Source organism: Pseudoclavibacter sp. AY1H1 (assembly GCF_002931055.1).
Classification (GTDB): domain Bacteria; phylum Actinomycetota; class Actinomycetes; order Actinomycetales; family Microbacteriaceae; genus Pseudoclavibacter.
In genome coordinates this window covers 69,328-86,853 of record NZ_PSXX01000012.1, presented here as the reverse complement: position 1 = coordinate 86,853, position 17,526 = coordinate 69,328, and the positions used below count along the sequence as shown (strand labels likewise).

16 protein-coding genes are annotated in these 17,526 nt (G+C 68.3%); 3 read left to right on the top strand and 13 right to left on the bottom strand.

Annotated elements, in window-relative coordinates; translation table 11 throughout:
• Positions 1-93 precede the first annotated feature (93 nt).
• The 4 genes from cydC to C5E05_RS16195 are packed head-to-tail and all read right to left on the bottom strand — an operon-like array spanning position 94 to position 5,899.
• Entirely contained in the window at positions 94-1,773 is a 1,680-nt protein-coding gene (gene cydC, locus C5E05_RS16210; RefSeq protein ID WP_104342511.1) for a thiol reductant ABC exporter subunit CydC, read from the bottom strand.
• Positions 1,770-3,440 (bottom strand): thiol reductant ABC exporter subunit CydD, encoded by a 1,671-nt coding sequence (gene cydD / locus C5E05_RS16205; protein WP_104240854.1) that lies wholly within the window; start codon positions 3,438-3,440, stop codon positions 1,770-1,772. Before cydD ends, cydC begins: the two co-directional genes overlap by 4 nt.
• A gap of 3 nt (positions 3,441-3,443) precedes the next feature.
• Positions 3,444-4,472, bottom strand: coding sequence for a cytochrome d ubiquinol oxidase subunit II (gene cydB, locus C5E05_RS16200; RefSeq protein ID WP_104240853.1), 1,029 nt, complete (start codon positions 4,470-4,472; stop codon positions 3,444-3,446).
• Positions 4,472-5,899: a cytochrome ubiquinol oxidase subunit I gene (locus tag C5E05_RS16195; RefSeq protein ID WP_104240852.1), complete on the bottom strand. Its 1,428-nt coding sequence runs from the start codon at positions 5,897-5,899 to the stop codon at positions 4,472-4,474. The genes cydB and C5E05_RS16195 overlap by 1 nt, the downstream gene beginning before the upstream one ends.
• Before the next feature lie 249 nt (positions 5,900-6,148).
• On the opposite strand from C5E05_RS16195, the gene C5E05_RS16190 reads away from it, so the two are divergent.
• Together C5E05_RS16190 and C5E05_RS16185 are read left to right on the top strand one after the other, a co-directional pair.
• Complete coding sequence (locus tag C5E05_RS16190) at positions 6,149-6,886, top strand: DedA family protein (protein ID WP_104342510.1); 738 nt, start codon at positions 6,149-6,151, stop codon at positions 6,884-6,886.
• Positions 6,887-6,890: 4 nt separating this feature from the next.
• Entirely contained in the window at positions 6,891-8,039 is a 1,149-nt protein-coding gene (locus C5E05_RS16185) for a phosphatase domain-containing protein (RefSeq protein WP_308471580.1), read from the top strand.
• On the opposite strand, the gene C5E05_RS16180 is transcribed toward C5E05_RS16185, so the two are convergent.
• Both C5E05_RS16180 and C5E05_RS16175 read right to left on the bottom strand, forming a co-directional pair.
• A complete protein-coding gene (locus C5E05_RS16180; protein WP_104240850.1) occupies positions 8,036-8,542 on the bottom strand; it encodes an HtaA domain-containing protein in 507 nt (168 codons plus the stop codon). The genes C5E05_RS16185 and C5E05_RS16180 overlap by 4 nt on opposite strands.
• Before the next feature lie 53 nt (positions 8,543-8,595).
• Positions 8,596-9,525 (bottom strand): AEC family transporter, encoded by a 930-nt coding sequence (locus tag C5E05_RS16175; RefSeq protein ID WP_104240849.1) that lies wholly within the window; start codon positions 9,523-9,525, stop codon positions 8,596-8,598.
• 262 nt (positions 9,526-9,787) lie between these two features.
• Between C5E05_RS16175 and C5E05_RS16170 the strand changes: the two genes are divergently transcribed.
• Positions 9,788-10,132, top strand: a complete 345-nt coding sequence (locus tag C5E05_RS16170; protein ID WP_104240848.1) for an Lsr2 family protein — start codon at positions 9,788-9,790, stop codon at positions 10,130-10,132.
• A gap of 160 nt (positions 10,133-10,292) precedes the next feature.
• Here C5E05_RS16170 and C5E05_RS16165 read toward each other — a convergent pair whose 3' ends face one another.
• From C5E05_RS16165 to mvk, 7 genes are read right to left on the bottom strand one after another with little or no spacing between them, the layout of a single operon-like run.
• Positions 10,293-11,135 (bottom strand): universal stress protein, encoded by an 843-nt coding sequence (locus tag C5E05_RS16165; protein ID WP_104342509.1) that lies wholly within the window; start codon positions 11,133-11,135, stop codon positions 10,293-10,295.
• A gap of 31 nt (positions 11,136-11,166) precedes the next feature.
• Positions 11,167-12,339, bottom strand: a complete 1,173-nt coding sequence (locus tag C5E05_RS16160) for a hydroxymethylglutaryl-CoA synthase (protein ID WP_104240846.1) — start codon at positions 12,337-12,339, stop codon at positions 11,167-11,169.
• A 26-nt stretch (positions 12,340-12,365) separates the two neighbouring features.
• Positions 12,366-13,412, bottom strand: a complete 1,047-nt coding sequence (locus C5E05_RS16155) for a hydroxymethylglutaryl-CoA reductase (RefSeq protein WP_104240845.1) — start codon at positions 13,410-13,412, stop codon at positions 12,366-12,368.
• Complete coding sequence (fni, locus tag C5E05_RS16150) at positions 13,409-14,494, bottom strand: type 2 isopentenyl-diphosphate Delta-isomerase (protein WP_104240844.1); 1,086 nt, start codon at positions 14,492-14,494, stop codon at positions 13,409-13,411. The genes C5E05_RS16155 and fni overlap by 4 nt, the downstream gene beginning before the upstream one ends.
• Positions 14,487-15,575, bottom strand: a complete 1,089-nt coding sequence (locus C5E05_RS16145) for a phosphomevalonate kinase (protein ID WP_181059690.1) — start codon at positions 15,573-15,575, stop codon at positions 14,487-14,489. The genes fni and C5E05_RS16145 overlap by 8 nt, the downstream gene beginning before the upstream one ends.
• Positions 15,572-16,579, bottom strand: a complete 1,008-nt coding sequence (mvaD, locus tag C5E05_RS16140; protein WP_219819561.1) for a diphosphomevalonate decarboxylase — start codon at positions 16,577-16,579, stop codon at positions 15,572-15,574. Before mvaD ends, C5E05_RS16145 begins: the two co-directional genes overlap by 4 nt.
• Entirely contained in the window at positions 16,576-17,523 is a 948-nt protein-coding gene (gene mvk / locus C5E05_RS16135; protein ID WP_104306381.1) for a mevalonate kinase, read from the bottom strand. The genes mvaD and mvk overlap by 4 nt, the downstream gene beginning before the upstream one ends.
• Positions 17,524-17,526: the final 3 nt, after the last annotated feature.

Sequence of the window (17,526 nt, the reverse complement as noted above, 5' to 3'; positions counted from 1 at the left end):
TGCCGGTTGCTGCACGGAGGGTGGTTCTCGTCGCGGTCGTCTGGCGTCATCGCGAAGCGCGGGGCTCCTCGCGTCGGACACCAACGACCAAGACTACTCGCCGTCGAGCCGAAGCGCGCGTGTGACGAGGGAGGGGTCGAGCGGGGTGTGCGAGATGATCACGACGGAGCGCTGGTCACCGGATGCGGCGAGCAGCTCGGCGACGAGCCTGTCGGCGAGACCCGGGTCGACGTTGGCCGTCGGCTCATCGAGGATGAGCACCGGGAAGTCGGCCAGGAGGCCGCGAGCGAGCGCGATGCGCTGCGCCTGACCGCCGGAGACGAGCGCGCCGTGCTCGCCGACCCGCGCCTCCAGCCCACCCCGCTCGTCGAGCCATTCGCCGAGGCCGACTCGTTCGAGGACAGCGCTGAGCTCCTCGTCGTCGGCCCCCGGCTTGGCGAACAGCAGGTTCTGCCTGATGCTCTCGTCGAAGATGTGGGGCCGTTGCTCGATGAGGCCGACGACGGATCGCAGCTGTGCGGGCGCGTACGCCTTCGCTTCCACGCCGTTGACGCGGTACGAGCCCTCGTAGTCGAGGAACCGCACGAGCACGTTGGCGAGCGTCGTCTTGCCTGCGCCGGATTCGCCCTCGACCAGCAGCCGATCGCCGGGAGCCAGCTCGAGCGAGACGGAGCTGATCGCGGGCTCGCGCGCACCCGGCCACGCTGCCGAGACGTCTTCCAGGGTCAGCGTCACCGGCAGGCTCGGGTCGGCGCGAGGGGCGGGCAGCGGCTGAGCATCCGGGAGCTCCTTCGGCGCTGCAGCCGGGGCGACATCCGCGACTCTGGCGGCGCTGGCTCTGACCTGGCGCCAGGCGGCGACCGCCTGGGGCACCTGCGCGAAGATCTCGAAGAGGGCCATCGGCACAAGCGCGATGAGGGTGAGCATCGGCGCGAGCAGCGTGCCGTCGACGGTGGGGTCGATGCCGACGGCAAGCGCGCCCGCCGTCGCGAGGCCGGAGAAGAGCATGACGAGTCCGGCGACGGCGCCGCTCCCCCGTGCCCGCGAGACGAGCGCGTCGCGGAGTCTGGCGTCCGCGGCGTCCACCTCGGCGAGCTTCGCGTCGAGCGCCCCGTATGCCTCGAGCGTCTCGAAATTGGAGACGGTCTCGTAGATGCGGTCGTTGAGGGCCGCCCGGAGCGGCGCGGCCTCGCGGTCGGCGCGTCCCGAGATCGCGAGATTGGTGGTGGTCGCGACGATCCCCGCGAGCACGAGGCAGATCGCGAGCACGAGTGCGGCCGGGGCGCTCACGAGCCAGATGCCGATGACGGCGAGCGTCGACGTGAGGCCGGCGATGATGAGCGGCTGCGCGACGCGCAGGGGCAGGAACTGCAGCTCGTCGACGTCGCTCACGAGTCGTGTCAGCAGGTCTCCCCGGCGGTGCGTGGCGAGGCCAGCGGGAGCCAGCGGGATGAGACGTTCGAGCACGCCGACGCGCAGCTCGGCGAGCTGCCGGAACGAGGCGTCGTGGCCGAGCAGCCGCTCGACGTAGCGGAACGCCGCTCGTCCGATGGCGAAGGCGCGCACGCCGACGATCGCGATGCCCAGGAGCAGGATGTGGATGATCTCCGACGCCCGGGTCAGCAGGTAGGCGCTCGTCGCGAGCAGCGCCACGGCGCAGATCGCGCTGAGCAGGCCGATGGCGATCGAGGGCCACAGGCGCCGAGCGGAGGGCATCGCAAGACGGAGGATCCGCCGCTCGTCGTCGGAGACGCGTTGCTGATTCCCGGTCATGCGTTCGCCACCGTCTCGAGTCGTTCGATGGTGTGCACCGAGTCGGCGGAGGCGACGAGCGCGCGCCGGTGGCTGACGACGAGCACGGCCCGCCCTTCCTGTGCCAGGCTCCGGAAGGCGGCAGCGATGCGCTGTTCCGTGTCGGCGTCGAGCGCCGAGCTCGGCTCGTCGAAGAGCACGACGGGGCAGTCGAGTCGGCGGGCGCGCAGGAGCGTGCGCGCGAGCGCGACGCGCTGCGACTGCCCACCGGACAGGCCCGCGCCCGCGACCCCGAGCATCCGTTCGCCGTCGAGGAACTCGAGGCCGGCATCGGCGAGGGCCGCACGGACCTCGTCTGGTGCTGCTTCCGGCTGGCCGAGTGCCACGTTCTCGGCGACGGTCCCCTCGATCAGCGAGGCCGACTGGCCCATCCAGGCGATCGCGGCCCTGCGGCGGTCGCCCGTGAGCTGCTCGCCGTCGATGGTCACGGCACCGGAGGCGCCCACGGTGCCGCGCGCGACGCCGAGCAGCGTCGACTTGCCGGCGCCTGAGGGGCCGACGATGGCCGTCACCTCGCCCGGAGGCACGACGAGGCTGTAGTCGCGGAGGACCGTGCGTCCCTCGTAGCCGACGGTGATGCCGGTGAAGGCGAGGCCTCGGTGCTGGAGGCCTGCACTGATCGGGCCACCTGCAGCAGCAGCAGCAGCGCGCGCATCGCTCGGCGTAGGCGCCCTCTCCGCTTCCTCGATGATCGAGAACACGTCGTCGGAGGCGGCGACGCCGTCCGCGGCCGCATGGAACTGAGCTCCGACCTGGCGCAGCGGCAGGTACACCTCGGGAGCGAGCAGCAGCACGAAGAGCCCGACCTCGAGCGTCATGTCGCGGTTGATGAGCTGGATGCCGATCGTGACGGCGATGAGGGCGACGGACAGGCTCGCCAGCAGCTCGAGCGCGAAGCCGGACATGAAGGAGAGCCGGAGGACCTTCATGGTCGCGACCCGATACCCGTCGGTGACCTCGCGGATGCGCGCCGGCTGGCGTTCCGCACGGCCGAAGATCTTGAGCGTCGACAGCCCTTCCACGACCTCGAGGAACCCGGTCGCGAGCGTCGACAGCGCAGTCCACTGCCGCTTCTGGACCTTCTCGGTCGCCCAGCCGATGAGGATCATGAAGACGGGGATGAGCGGCAGCGTGATGATGACCGTGATGGCGGATGGGAGGTCCCAGAGCGCCATCACGACGATCAGCACGGGAGCGGCGATCGCCGTCAGGATGAGCTGCGGGAGGTACTTGGCGAAGTACGTGTCGAGGGCGCCGAGGCCTGGGCCGGCAAGCGTCGTGAGCCGGGAGCTGGAGGTGCCCGTGAGCCAGGCAGGGCCGAGCTTCGCGATGGACGCGAGCAGCTTGGAGCGCAGCTCGCTCTTCACCTTCGCGGCCGCGCGTGCGGAGATGGCCTCCATGCCCCAGGTCGCCGCGCTTCTGACAGCGATCACGACGAGCAGGGCGCCGAACCACGGCAGCAGCTCCACGACGCGCTCGCCAGCGATCGCGGACACGATGAGGTGCGTGACGAGCCAGGCGAAGCCGATGATGGATGCGGTCTGGACAGCGCCGAGCGCCGCGCCGAGCACGAAGAAGCTTCGTGCCGACGCGGCGTGGCTCAGGAGGCGGGGGTCGAGGGGTTTCACGGGTCAGGCGGCGACGACCGCTGGCTCCTCGTGCGCGTCTCCCGTGATCGTCTTCCTGCTGATGCGCTTGCGGAAGACCCAGAAGGTCCAAGCCTGGTAGCCGAGGACGAACGGGACGATGATGAGCGCCGCCCAGCTCATGATGCCGAGCGTGTAGTCGCTGGACGAGCCGTTGGTGATCGTCAGCGGGTTGGAGGGGTCGAGCGTGTTGGGCAGCAGGTTCGGGAAGAGCGAGGCGAAGAGCGTCAGCACCGCTGCCGCCACGGTCAGCGCGCCGAGCGCGAAGGCGATGCCGTCACGCCCCAGCAGCGTGCTGATGTAGGAGCCGACGAACGCGAGGACGGCGACGAGCGCGAGGGCAAGACCTGCGACCGAGAAGTGCGCGACGACGGTCCAGCCGAGGAAGGCGATCGCGAGCACCGCGACGACGACGCCGACCTTCAGCGCGAGGGATCGTGCACGGTCGCGGATGTCACCTTCCGTCTTCCGAGTGATGAACACCAGCCCATGGTAGAAGAACAGCGTGAGCGTCGTGAGCCCGCCAAGCAGGGCGTACGGGTTCAGCAGGTCGAAGAACGAGCCGATGTAGTTGAAGTTCTCGTCGAGCGCGAGGCCCTGCGTGATGTTCGCGAACGCGACACCCCAGAGGAGGGCCGGGACGGCCGAGCCGACGAAGATCATCCAGTCGAACCACCTCGTCCACTCCACGCCCTTGCCCTGGTGGCGGTACTCGAACGAGACGCCGCGCACGATGAGCGCGAGCAGGATGAGCAGCAGCGGCAGGTAGAAGCCGGAGAAGATCGTCGCGTACCACTCCGGGAAGGACGCGAAGAGTGCGGCCCCGGCCACGATGACCCAGGTCTCGTTGAGGTCCCAGATGGGGCCGATCGTGTTGATGAGCACGCGTCGGTCGGTGTCGTCCTTGCCGATGAACGGGAGGGCGATGCCGACGCCGAAGTCGAAGCCGTCGAGCACGAAGTAGCCGACGAAGAAGAAGGCGACGATCCAGAACCAGAGGACTTGCAGATCCATCAGTAGACGCTCGCTTTCACCTTGACGGCGGCAACGTCATCGACGGTGCCATCTGCGTTGGAATCGAAACTCGGCGGGTCTTCTTGCGCGGCCTTCAGCAGCAGCTTGACCTCGACGACGGCGAGGATCGCGTAGACGAGCGTGAAGGCGACGAGCGAGATGAGCACGCTGAGTCCGCTCACGTTGGGCGAGACGCCCGCCTCCGTCTTGAGGAGGCCGAAGACCAGCCAAGGCTGGCGGCCCATCTCGGTGAAGATCCAGCCGACCGTGATGCCGAGCGTCGGGAACAGCACCGTGAGGATCGCGAGGTTCCACATCCACTTCTTCGGCGGGTTCTTCGCCTTCTTGCGCGTGACCCAGAGACCGGCGACGGCGACCGCGATGGAGGCCATGCCGAAGCCCATCATCCAGCGGAACGCCCAGTAGGTGACCCAGATGACCGGGGCGTAGTCGCCAGGGCCGTAGAGCGCCGTGTACTGGGCCTGCAGGTCGTTGATGCCCTCGACGGTGCCGTCGAAGGTGTGCGTCGACAGGAAGGAGAGGAGGTAGGGGATGCGGATGGAGAACAGCTCGGACGAGCCGTCCGGGGTGCCCCACGTGAAGATCGAGAAGGAGGCGTCTGCGCCGGTCGCGGTCGTGTAGAGCGCCTCGGCCGCGGCCATCTTCATGGGCTGGGCCTCGACCATGGCGAGGCCCAGCTGGTCGCCGCTGAGCATCGTGCCGACGCCGCCGACGAGCATGAACCAGAGGCCGAACTTCAGCGCTGGCTGCATGACGTCGTGGTTCTGGTCGCGCTTCAGGTGCCAGGCGGCGGTCGCGATGATGATCGCCGCGCCCACCATGAGGGAGGCGAAGATCGTGTGCGGCAGCGCCGCCATCGCGACGGGGTTGGTGAGCACCGCGCCGAAGTCGACGAGCTCAGCTCGCCCGTTGGCCTCGTTCATCTCGTAGCCGACCGGGTTCTGCATGAACGCGTTGGCGGCGAGGATGAAGTAGGCGGAGGTCCACGTACCGATCATCGTGAGCCAGATGGTCGCGAGGTGCAGCTTCGGCGGCAGCTTGTCCCAGCCGAAGATCCACAGGCCGATGAACGTGGCCTCGAGGAAGAAGGCGACGAGCCCCTCGAACGCGAGCGGCGCACCGAAGACGTCGCCGACGAAGCGCGAGTAGTCGGACCAGTTCATGCCGAACTGGAACTCCTGCACGATGCCGGTCACGACGCCCATGGCGAAGTTGATCAGGAACATCTTGCCGAAGAGCTTCGTGAGGCGAAGGTAGGTGACCTTGCCCGTGCGGACCCAGGCCGTCTGCCAGATGGCGATGGCGAGGACCAGCCCGAGAGTGACGGGCACGAAGAGGAAGTGGTAGATGGTCGTGACACCGAACTGCCACCGCGCGAGTATGAGTGGATCCAGCAGGGCGTCCACAGTGCCTCCTGATGCGTCTGAGGTTGGGCGTGATGCCCCGGGATCGCAGCGCGACTCCTGGCCCAATGCTACGCCGCCCCGACTACTACATCGTGTCGAATAGGACACCCTAAGTTCTGCTGTTTTCACCTTCGGATCAGGTACTTCTACATATTGTAGTGGATGTAACGAAATGATAACGGAGGGGAATCTCCAGGGATGCCAAAGTTCGGGCCCTAGAGTCTGCGACATGGATGCGGGGAGCAGAGCATGAACGAGCTGATCGAGACCGCCCTCCAGTACATCGAGTCCGTGCCTCCGGTGTGGCGGATCGTGCTGGTCGGCGTCGCGATCCTGCTCGAGACGAGCGTGCTCATCGGCCTCATCGTGCCCGGCGAGACGGTCCTGCTCGCCCTGAGCACCGGCATCGACGCACCACTCCCCTGGGTCCTGACGATCGCGGCCTCCATCGTGGGCGCACTGCTTGGCGAATCCTTCGGGTTCTGGCTCGGTCGCACGTTCGGACCGAGGATCCGCGCGTCACGAGTCGGCCGCTGGCTCGGAGACGAGCGATGGCAGCGCGCGGAGCTCCTCATCCAGCGTCGAGGCGGCCCCGCGGTCCTCATCTCCCGCTTCCTGCCCGTGCTCCACTCCCTCGTGCCGCTGACGGCAGGGATGGGCGGCATGCGCTACCGGCGCTTCCTCGCCTGGACCATCCCCGCCTGCGTCATCTGGTCGACGGCCTACGTGAGCGCCGCAGCCGGAGCGTCCGCTAGCTTCCGCGAGCTCTCGTCGTCACTGCATTGGGCTGGCTACCTCTTCGTCGGCGTCATCGTCGTGTTCCTCCTGATCATGTGGCTGGTCAAGCGCGCCGTCGGCAAGGTCATGAACCGCGATCTCGACGAAGCGAACGCGCAGGCTGCCGCTGCATCAGCCACTCCAGCCGCCTCCGACGCCCCGACGGGCCACGACGACTCAGACGCCGAGACCGCGGGCGTGCGAGGATGAGCGGGTGACGCCGACCTCCGACGCCCAGTCCCCGCTCGAGCGCTGGCTTCTGAGCCTCAAGCCCGTCAGGGCCGTGATCGACAACGCCTTCCGCATCGAGGACCGAGTGCGCCTCGTGCGCGTGAAGCTCGTCCGCAAGCGCGGCTACCTCACGGTCCTCGAGCCCTATACCGGGTACGGGACAACGTCCTGGGTTCGCGCCCTCGCGCGGGTCCACATGGCGCCTCCAGGCAACCGGCGCCGATTCAGCCTCTCCAGGCTGCTCAGGCGCAAGCGCCGCGAATCGGTCGTCCGCGGATGGCGGAGCTTCGCGCGCGTCTCCGCAGGCAACGTCCCCGCGACCGTCATCATCGACGGCGTTCGACACTCGGTCAAAGCCGACCGCGGCGGCATCGTGGACATCAACCTGCCCGCGAACCTCAAGCCCGGGTGGAACACCATCACGTTCGAGAGCTTCGACCGCCAGACGAGCACCGCGCCTGTCTTCATCGTCGCCGACGAGCAGCGCGTCGGGCTGCTCTCCGACATCGACGACACCGTCATGGTGACGGCGCTGCCTCGTCCGATGCTCGCAGCCTGGAACACCTTCGTCCTCGACGTGCACGCGCGCACACCGACCCCGGGCATGAGCGTGCTCTCCGAGCGCATCCTGACCTCATTCGGGCGCAGCGAGACCCCCGTCGTCTACCTGTCGACGGGCCCCTGGAACGTCGCCCCGACGCTCGCGCGCTTCCTCGGGCGAAACCTCTACCCCGCCGGTCCGCTCCTGCTCACCGACTGGGGGCCAACCCCGGATCGCATCTTCCGCTCCGGGCTCGAGCACAAGGTCTCCAACCTCGACCGCCTCGCGCGGGAGTTCCCGGACATCAAGTGGATCCTCGTCGGCGACGACGGACAGCATGACGAGCAGATCTACGGCGAGTTCACGAGCCGCCACCCAGATCGCGTGCTCGCGATCGCCATCCGTCAGCTGTCCACCAGCGAGGCAGTGCTGGCGGGTGGACGCGCGGCCAGTGCGCACTGGCGCAAGAACGCGCCCATTCCGTGGGTCTACGCTCCGGACGGCGCGGGACTCGCCAAGCAGCTGACCGAAGCTGGCATCCTGCCCGACCTCACGCAGGCACCGGCACAGGCACCCGACGCGACCCGCTAGGCGGGCTCCTCCCGCGGGGATTGCGCCCTACCCAGGGCGAGCGTGAAGTTCAGGGAGTCCATCTCCGAGTACGGGCGGTACATGCCGTTGAAGACCCTCGAGCCCTCCGGAGTGAGGATCACCCGCACCCCGAGCCACTCGGCGACGTCGTCGCGCACGAGCGGAGTCCCGATCTCGCAGCTGGCGAAGTCGATGAGCTCGCCGCCCTCACCCTGCACGACGAGCCTCGCGTCCTCACCCTCGAAGACGAGCTGCGGGTTCCGGAAGCTGACGTCGAGCATGCCGCCGTGCCCGGTGAGGCGAACGGCTCCGGTGAAGGAGGCGCTGCCCATGGGGGCGTCGCCGGCCAGCCACGCCGAGTCGGTGGCTCCGCGCGGGTAGGCGAACTCCTCGTCGTCGACGAACGCGCCACCCTCGAGCAGCACCTTGCCGCCGGAGCGACGCACGTACTCGACGAAGGACGACTTGATCGGCCATCGCAGTTCCCCGCGCCAGAGCTCCATGCCCCCACGCTAGCCCGCCTCGAATTCGAAGCGCCAGCGTCAATCTGCTCTCGTTACTTCGAGAGCAGCAGCGAGACGACGAAGATGACCGGAACAGACAGGAACGTCGACGCCAGGATCGCTTCGCGCGCGACCCTCATCCCCACCCCGTAGTTGCTGGCGTAGGTGAAGACGTTCTGCGCGGAGGGCAGGGCCGCGGTGACGACCACGATGAGCAGAGCCGCCCCATCGAGGCCGAAGAGCCACGCCCCGATGAGCCAGGCGAGCGCCGGATGCACGAATACCTTGAGCACGGTGGCCACGATCGCAGGAGCCCGCTCTGGCTCCCGGAAGGGGATCGCGTTGCCCCACAGGGACATGCCGAACGCGAGCAGCATGGCAGGAACGCTCATGCCCCCCAGCAGCTCGAGCGGATCGAGCAGGAAGGGCGGGATGGTGATGCCGGATGCGCTCACGACGATGCCGGCGAGCGCACCGATGACGATGGGGTTCCGGAACGGACGCAGCACGATCTGCCACCAGCGGAGCCTCGGCGCGTCCTCGGCCCGCGAGGCGATATCGAGCAGGGTCATGAAGATGGGACCCATGATGAGCTGCTGTCCGAGCATCACCGGAGCGACCAGCGTCGCATCACCGAGGACATACACGGCGATGGGGATGCCGAGGTTGCCGGCATTGACGTAGCTTGCCGCCATCGCACCTGAGGTCGTCGTGCCGAGCCCCCACTTGCGCAGCGCGCCGATGGCGCCGTACACGAGTGCCACGGCAGTCATCGCGATCGCGGTCACGACGAACTGGCTCGAGTAGAGGACCTCGAGGTGCGCGTCTGCCATGAGCGTGAAGAGCAGCGCCGGCGTCGCCACGTTGAACGCGAGCTTCGAGAGGCCGGTCTGCCCGGTCTGCCCGAGCACGCCACTGCGTGCCAGGAACACGCCCACCGTGACGATGACGGCGATGACCGCGAATCCCTGAAGAACATTCATAGCTGTCGAAATCGTATCCTGCCCGCACCAGCCACCAGTCCGCTCTGAGGTGCCGTCATTCGCTCCCGAGCGTCCGAGTGGCATTCCGGCGGGCCGCGGGATCGGCAACCGAAATCCCTTCGGCTGTGCGTGACCTCGTCGTGTCGTCACCTAGTGTTCGGGGAATTCGGCACCGACTTCGGCCTTCTGGACGAACCTGGATTCAAATCACCGGATAATCATCTAGCATGTATTCGCTCTGCATTAAACGAAGGGGATCCACATGGCTCGGAAAGTCATCTATCAGCTCGTCGACGACATCGACTCGAGTTCACTCGCCGAAGGCGAAGGCGAGACCGTCCAATTCGCCCTCGACGGAACCGACTACGAAATCGATCTCTCGGACGCGAACGCCAAGAAGCTGCGCGACGCGCTCGCTGACTACGTGTCGGCGGCCCGCACGGTAGCGAAGACCCGCAAGAACAAGTCGACGGGTTCCAGCTCCAGCCGTCCGAAGCGCGACCTCGCGGCAATTCGTGCCTGGGCTCGCGCTGAAGGACACAAGATCTCCGACCGAGGCCGCATTCCCGGCTCGATCATCGAGGACTTCGAAGCGGCGAACTCCTAAGCTGCGGGACTGAGCGGCCGCAGGGGCAACCCGGAACGGACCGCACGCAGAGAAGAGGGCCAGACGGCGAATGCCGTCCGGCCCTCCTTTCGTCACTCACCCGCCGCATTCACGACTTCTTCCCCATGAAAACGCTCGGGAAACGCGGCAGCGAGACGCCCTACTTGGCGACGATGGTCGGCGTCTCGAGGTGCGCGAGGACCCCGTGGCTCACGGAACCCAGCAGGAGACGAGCGAAGGTGCCGCGTCCACGACTGCCGACGACCACGAGCGACGCCGAATGGGCGGCATCGACGATCGCCATGTCCGGGATGCCCTCCACGACCACCGGCGTGATCTCGAGATCCGGGTAGCGCCCCCGCAGCCCGGCGAGGGCCAGTGAGAGCGTCTCCTCCGCCGAGAGGCGGAGCTCATCGAAGAAGTCGCCGGTCACGATGACGCCGCCGCCGTAGACGTTCGGGGCGTGCCAGGCGTGCACCGGGATGAGCGGCTCTCCGCTCAGGCTCGCCTCCTCAGCCGCCACGGCAAGAGCGTGCTCCGAGAGGTCGGAGCCGTCGACCCCGACCACCACCCCGCGCCGGCCCGAGAGATCGACATCGGGGATCACGGCGACCGGAGATTCGCTGGCTGCGGCCACGCGCACGCTGTGCGTGCCACTCGCCCGCCCTGAGGACTCCCCCCGGTTGCTGCCGACCACAAGGAGGCTGGACGTCTTGGACAGCTCCGTGAGGGTCTCGATGATGGCGCCGGTCATGACGGCCGTCTCGACCTCGAGCGCCGCGTCCACGGCAAGCGCCGCCTCCTCGGCCTCCTGGAGGATGCGAGCCGCAGCGCTCTCCGCTTCGATGAGGAGGTCTGGGTTTCCGGCCCCCGCGATCCTCGGATCGACGATGTGCACGAGCTTCAGACGTTTCCGACCGCGAGATGCTCGCGCGGCCGCCCATCGCGTGGCGACGATTCCAGGCTGGTTTCCGGCGACTCCGACGGTGATGTTCTCGCTCATACCCGAATGCTAACGCCGTCGGCCAGTGGAATCACTGCGTAGAGGTGTACTCCCGCTTGAGATCCGTGAATCCCGCCAGTCGGAATGGACCGGGCGTCTCGTTGGGGAGCGCGAACTCGCCAAGTCCACTCGGGTCGCGTCGCTCATGCCACACGAGGTATTCCGCGGCGTCGATGGGGACTCGCGCCTCGAGAACCGCCCGATTCTCCTCGGCACGCAAATGCTGTCGATATCCGGGCTGCACCGTCCCCGCGAAGAACTCCGCGACACTTCCGGAGCCATAGCTGAGGAACCCGATCTTCGCTGCCTCGAGGTCCTCATCGCTGTCCAAGAGGCTGAGGAGCGCCAGATAGATCGATGCGGTGTAGGTATTTCCTATGATTCTGTTGTATTTCAGCGTCGATGCGATCTGCGCGTCGAGCACCCCGGCGTCGAGATCGCCACCCGCGGTCTTGATGAGGTGACGGTGCGCTTTCGACGCCATCTTGGTGAACGGCTGGTGATAGCAGAAGCGGCTAAATTCGCTGATCGGGAATCCACCCTGGGCCGCGTAATCGCTCCAGGCGTTCTCGACGGCCTGCAGGTAGGCGCGAATGGAGTATTTACCATCGACGAGCGCGGTGACTCGCCCGTTCGGCCGCCAGAAGTCCATGATGTCGCTCGTGAAGACTCCGGAGCCTGGCTCGATGACCACCAGGTCCGGGTCCGCAGCGACGAGCATCGCGACAGCCCCCGCGCCCTGCGTGGGCTCCCCGCTCGAGCCGAGCTCGTAGCGCGCGACGTCGCTGGCGATGACGAGCACCCGCTGACGGGGATCACGGGCGACCAGGGCGGTGGCGAACTGCAGCGCGGCGGTCGCCGAATAGCAGGCCTGCTTGAGCTCGACGACGCGGCAGGTCGCCGGAAGGTCCAGCAGCTGGTGCACGTACACACCGGCGGCCTTCGACTGGTCGATGCCGGTCTCCGTCGCGAAGAGCACCGTCCTGATGCCCTCGACGCCGTGCCGGTCGATGATCTGCTTGGCCGCGGCCGCACCCATCGTGACGACGTCCTCGTCGGCCGCGGTGATGCTCATCCGCTCCTGGCCGATGCCGATCGTGTACTTCTCGAGTTCGGTCCCGAGCCGCTCGGCGATGACCGAGAGGTCGAGCACGCGTGACCCCGTCGCGAACGCGAGGTCGTGGATGCCGATTGGTGTAGTCATAGTCTTCGATCGTCTCCGAGCGTCGCTCAGTTCGCGGCGCGTTCCAGCTTGATGTGCGAGGCCATGAGCTCGCCTTGGTTCGTCTGGGCGGCCATGAGGGAGAGCTCGCCGCAGAGAACGGTTGCCGCACACAGTACGGCCAGTCTCCGAGCGTTCGCTCCGGGCTCTCGCTCTTCCTTGCAGCCGAGTCGGGCGAGGTTCGCCTCGATGAAGTCGAGACCCTTGCCGTTTCCGACGCTGCCGACGATCAGATTGGGCAGCGTGCAGGAGAAGTACAGGTCGCCGTCGCGCACCTCCGCATGGGTGATGCCCTGCGAGCCCTCGACGATGTTCGCCGCATCCTGGCCGGTCGCGAGGAAGAACCCGAGGAGCATGTTCGCGTAGTGCGCGTTGCCCGTCCGGAGACCGCCGGCGAGCATCGTGCCGATGAGGTTCTTGCGGACGTTGAGCTGGGCGATCTTCTCAGGGGTCGATCGCAGCCACCGCTCGACGGTGCGGCGCGGGAGCACCAGCTCGGTGACGACGTTCTTGCCCCGGCCCAGGATGCCGTTGACGGCAGTCGCCTTCTTGTCTGAGCAGAAGTTGCCAGAGATGGACTCGTAGCGAAGCTCGGGCCAGCGACGCAGGATGAAGTCCATGAGTCGCTCAGAGGCGAGCGTCACCATGTTGTGGCCGGAAGCATCCCCGGTCGTGAGCTCGAAGCGCAGGAAGAGCAGGTTGCCGGCGATCTGCGCGTGCAGGTCGATGAGGCGCGCGAATCGGCTGCTGGTCGCGACCACCTCCTGCAGCAGGTGCATGTGCGCCTCGATCTCGCGGAGCGCCTTGAGCGCGACGCCGGCGTCGTCTGCCTCGAAGAGCACCGAGCGGCTCATGCGCTCATCGATGAGCGTCGCCTTGATGCCGTCGGGCACCAGCATCGACATCTTGGCACCACGGCCGACCGACGGCCACAGGGGCTGCTCGTAGGTCGCGAGCGGCACGAGCTGCTCACCCTCCATGACGTTGCCGGTCACGCGAACCGGACCGACCCACTTGAGCGGAACTGGTGCGTGGTCGAGGAGCTCGGTGCTCATCGCTGTCCTTTCGATGGGAGAATGCCCCGCCCGCGTGCACGCGAGACGGTGGCCGGGTCGATGCCGCGGGAGGTGCAGAAGTCGAGGAGGGCGCCGTGGAGGACCAGCTCCTGCTGGCTGAGCGCGCCAGGGGTGACGGCGCCGAGCATCGTCTGGAGCGATGTGAGCTGTTCCTGCCAGGAGCGGATGTGCTCGATGAGCGTCTCGACCCCGTGCTCGACGAGCACCTCGAGGAAGTGCCCGGAGACCCCAACCGCCCGCGCGCCCAGCGCGAGAGCGCGGAGCACGTCGAGGGGCGTGCGCACTCCCCCCGACGCCAGGAGGACCGGCAGAGCGGCAGTGCTCGAGTCAGCCTCGATGAGCGCCTCCGGCGTCGACTGGCCCCAGCCCACGAGGGACGCGTAGTCGCCGAGGCGGCGCCGGGAGTTCTCGATCCTGGCGAAGTCAGTGCCGCCGCGCCCGCTCACATCGGCGTACTGCACGCCGAGCTGGGCCAGCCGCTCCAGGGTGCTCGCGCTGAGTCCGAAGCCGACCTCCTTCACGATGACCGGCACGCTCACGCGCTGCACGATCGACTCGATCGCGGCGGGCCACGCGGCGAAGTCCCGGTCGCCTTCCGGCATGACCGTCTCCTGCACCGAGTTGATGTGGATCTGCAGCGCGTTCGCCTCGAGCAGGTCGACGGCGCGCTGAGCGTCATCCGGCGACACGGTCGCGTTGACGTTCGCCATGACGAAGCCGGTGGGGTTCTCGTCACGGATGACGCGGAAGCTGGCGGCCGTCGATGCGTCCTTGAGGTAGGCGGAGAGCGAGCCAGCGGCCATCGCGATCCCGGTCTCGCGAGCTGCGCGCGCCAGGTCGCCGTTGATGATGCCCGTGCGCTCGCTGCCGCCCGTCATCCCGTTGAGGTAGAACGGCACCGGCCAGCTCGCGCCAGCCACCTGCACGGCCGTCGAGACGGTCGCCCGGTCGACCCCGCCGAGCGCGTGATGGATGAAGCGGACATCGTCGAAGTCGTTCCGGACGATGCCGGAACGCTGCGCGAGTGCCAGGTCGACGTGCTCGTCCTTGCGGTTAGCCATGTTCTCGAACTCCAACTCGACGGTGCCGTACGACGTGCAGATCCAGGACCTCGATGCCGGCGGCGCGCCACGCGGCATCGAGCTCCTCGTTGTGGGCGGGTGCCAGGGCGATGCCGCAGTCTCCGCCACCGGCCCCGGAGGTCTTCGCGGGGATCCCGACCGAGCGTGCTGCCGAGATGAGCGCCGAGAGCGCCTCGGTGCGGATGCCGATGCCGCTCAGCTCGTCCAGCGCCTCGAGGTTGGCCTCGGCGTCGCGGATGGCCGCGAGGGCCAGCTCGCTGCGCTCGGCACGCACGGCGGCGACGAGCGCGGCCGTTATGCGGTCGCTTTCCGTCAGGAAGGCCGCGTACTGCTCGGTCGATCGCCAATCTCCGGCGTGCAGGGTGCTGACGAGCTCGGCGGTCGAAGCCGGCGCCGAGGTCCACCCCACGTGCAGGACGACGGAGCTCGGGGACGGAAGCGCCTCGAGGACGAGTCCGGGCCAGGCCTCGACCAGGCTCGCCTCGACCCCGCTGCGGCGTCGGAGCTCGCGAGCGGCGAGGCGATCCGGTGAGGCATAGTGCACCCACCCGCCGAGTGTGCTCGTCGCGATGTCGGCGCACGATGCGGCGGGGCGCAGCTCGATCGTGGCGAGGCTCGCGAGGCGGTACACCGCGTCGTCGCCGACGTTGATGCCGAAGTGCTCCGCCACGGCGCGGACGGTGACGACGGCGACCGCGCCGCTCGAGCCGAGGCCGAACTTGCGACCGCTGACGTCGTCGAGCTCGCTCTCGATGTCGAGCGCGAAGGGCTGCGGCTCGATGCCACGCTCGTGCGCCAGCTGGACGAGCACTCGGATGCACTCCCGGACGAGGTCCGCCCCGGGGGCATCGATCGAGACGAGGTCGCCGTCGATGTTCACGGGGACCGGCTGCGCGCCGAACTGGTGCGAGCTGACGGTGCTGCCCTCGTCGGCCGAGGCAGCCCGCAGGCTCGCTCGGATGAGTCTCGACACACCGACGATCACGGCGTGCCTGCCCGGTTCGACGACCGCGTATTCGCCGTTGACGAAGAGCTTGCCCGGTGCCTCGGCGACGATCACCGCACCACTCCGGGGGCGGCGTCTGCCTGTGCGTCGGCGTTCGTGACCGCCACACCCGGACCGGCCGGGGCGATCACGAACTCGGTGCCTGGGGCCGCGGATGCGAGCGCGTCACGCACAGCCGGGGCCTCGGAGGCCCTGCACAGCGTCTTCACGTTCGGCCCGGCGTCCATGGTCGCGTAGGCCTCGAGCCCACCGCGTCGGAGGGCGGCGACGGCATCGAGCAGCGCCATGCTGCCCGCCGTGAGGTAGCGGACCGGGGGCACGGCCCCGAGCATGGCCGCGTGCATGCGGAGGGCGTTTCGCTCGGAGATCTCGCCGACCTCCGTGAAGTCGCCACGGCGGAGCGCATCGCGCATGAGCGCCAGCTCGCCTGGGTTCGTCTCGACCCATGGCGCGTTGTATGGGGAGGTCTCGACGGTCCGGCGCATGGCCTCCCTGCTCGAGATCGACTTCGCCCCCGCGTTGACGATGCCGAGCACCATGGCGGCGTCGATGTGCGCATCGTCGACCGGCTCGGCGTACGAGCTGAGGTCGTCGGTGCCCGCGTTCCAGACGGCGAAGCCGCCGAAGATCGAGCGTGAGGCCGAGCCAGAGCCGCGCCGTGCGAGCCGCGACAGCTCCCTCGGCGACAGGTCGAGGCCGTACGCCGACGATGCTGCCGCTGCGAGCGCGGCGAAGCCGGAGGCGGAGGATGCGAGACCAGCGCCCGTCGGTCCCGCGTTGCTCGTCTCGACCCGCGCTGACCGCACGCTGCCGGCGAGTTCGCCGACGTGGTCCAGGAAGCGCGCGACCTTGGCGGCCGCGGCCTCCGGCATAGCCGTGCCGTCCTGGAGGATCTCGTGGGACTGGCCCTCCCCCAGGAGCGAGACGGTCGTCGTCGTCGGGTAGACCGCGAGCGTCAGCGACAGGCTCGAGGTCTGCGGGATGATGAGCGCCTCATCGCGCTTCCCCCAGTACTTGATGAGCGCGATGTTCGGGTAGGCGACGGCGGTCGCGGTCACAGCGGCGTGCCAGTGCTGGTGACGCTCCAGGTCTGGATCGCACCAGCGCTCTGCAGCGCAGCCGCGACGACCGCTGCGTTTCCCCGATCGACGACGGCGACGATGCACCCGCCGAGCCCGCCTCCCGTGAGCTTCGCGCCGAACGCGCCAGCGCCGGTCGCAGCCTCGACCAGCTCGTCGAGGGCTGGGTGGCTCACGCCGAGACTGGAGAGCAGCACGTGCGCCTCCGACATCCGGGAGCCGAGCGAGCGTGCCTCGTTGGTCTCGAGGTCGGTGATGGCCAGGTCGGAGAGGTCCCCGAGGGCGTCGATGATCGACATCGTGGCGTCGTGGTCGCGTTCGAGCGAGGTGCGCACGTCGTCGACAGCCTGGCGCGTGGATCCGTGCACACCGGTGTCGGCGATCACGAAGCAGGCATCGAGGGCGACCGGCACGGGCACGGCGCTCGCGTTCTGGAAGCGGATGGGCGACGGGATGGTCGTTGCGAGCGCATCGAGCCCGCTCGGCTTGCCGTGCGCCACCTGCTCGGCCAGCTGGACAAGCGCGAAGTGCTCACCACCGGAGAGCGTCACGTTGTGCAGGCGGGAGACGGCGTCGACGATCGCGCCGGCCGCCGCGGCACTCGACCCGAGTCCTCGTCCGAGCGGGATGTTGCCGCGGACCGCGACCGTGAGTCCCGCGAGCTCGCCCCCGATCGCGCGCAGCGTCTCCTCGATGGCCTTCCTCGGAGCCTCCACGATCTCCGGAGCTGCCGCGAGCGGCCCCGTGTAGTGGTCGGACTCGAAGCGCGGCTCAGTGCCCTCGCGCCAGGCGGTCGCTCGCATGCGCATGGCACGCAACGGCAGCGCGACGGCCGGCTTCCCGTAGACGACGACGTGCTCGCCGAACAGGATGAGCTTGGCGTGCGCGCTTCCGCGCCCAACGGCTCGTCCGATTCGCGGCAACGC